The 1,287-nt window shown below is 53.3% G+C and carries 1 rRNA gene; it reads right to left on the reverse strand.

What is annotated here, in order from left to right:
• Position 1: 1 nt before the first annotated feature.
• Positions 2-1,287, reverse strand: a 23S ribosomal RNA gene (locus tag INR60_RS17130); the annotation flags it as partial.

A 1,287-nucleotide genomic window follows, 5' to 3' on the forward strand; every position in this document is an offset into this window, starting at 1 on the left:
ATTGGTCAAGCCCTCGACCTATTAGTATCAGTCAGCTGAATGTGTTGCCACACTTACACTCCTGACCTATCAACCTTGTGTTCTTCAAGGGGTCTTACTAGCTTACGCTATGGGAAATCTAATCTTGAGGGAGGCTTCACGCTTAGATGCTTTCAGCGTTTATCCCGTCCCGACTTAGCTACCCAGCTATGCTCTTGGCAGAACAACTGGTACACCAGAGGTCAGTCCATCCCGGTCCTCTCGTACTAAGGACAGCTCCTCTCAAATTTCCTGCGCCCGCGACGGATAGGGACCGAACTGTCTCACGACGTTCTGAACCCAGCTCGCGTGCCGCTTTAATGGGCGAACAGCCCAACCCTTGGGACCTACTTCAGCCCCAGGATGCGACGAGCCGACATCGAGGTGCCAAACCTCCCCGTCGATGTGAACTCTTGGGGGAGATCAGCCTGTTATCCCCGAGGTAGCTTTTATCCGTTGAGCGATGGCCCTCCCACGAGGAACCACCGGATCACTAAGCCCGACTTTCGTCCCTGCTCGACTTGTAGGTCTCGCAGTCAGGCTCCCTTCTGCCTTTGCACTCTTCGAACGATTTCCGACCGTTCTGAGGGAACCTTTGGGCGCCTCCGTTACTTTTTAGGAGGCGACCGCCCCAGTCAAACTGCCCACCTAACAATGTCCAGTCACCAGATTCATGGCATCCTGTTAGAAACCCAGTACTGTCAGGGTGGTATCCCAAGGATGACTCCACAAAGGCTGACGCCTCTGCTTCCAAGTCTCCCACCTATCCTGTACAGACAATACCGAATTTCAATGCTAAGCTACAGTAAAGCTCTACGGGGTCTTTCCGTCCAATCGCGGGTAGCGAGCATCTTCACTCGCACTACAACTTCGCCGGATTTGCAGTTGAGACAGTGCCCAAGTCATTACGCCATTCGTGCGGGTCAGAACTTACCTGACAAGGAATTTCGCTACCTTAGGACCGTTATAGTTACGGCCGCCGTTTACTGGGGCTTAAGTTCACACCTTCGCTTACGCTAAGTGTTCCCCTTAACCTTCCAGCACCGGGCAGGCGTCAGCCCCTATACATCAGCTTTCGCTTTAGCAGAGACCTGTGTTTTTGCTAAACAGTTGCTTGGGCCTATTCTCTGCGGCCTGCTCTCGCAGGCACCCCTTCTCCCGAAGTTACGGGGTCAATTTGCCTAGTTCCTTAACTGCAATTCTTCCGCCGGCCTTAGGATTCTCTCCTCACCTACCTGTGTCGGTTTGCGGTACGGGCACTATTTCTCT

Origin of the sequence: Clostridium chrysemydis (assembly GCF_015234215.1) — a bacterium.
Taxonomy (GTDB): domain Bacteria; phylum Bacillota; class Clostridia; order Clostridiales; family Clostridiaceae; genus Clostridium; species Clostridium chrysemydis.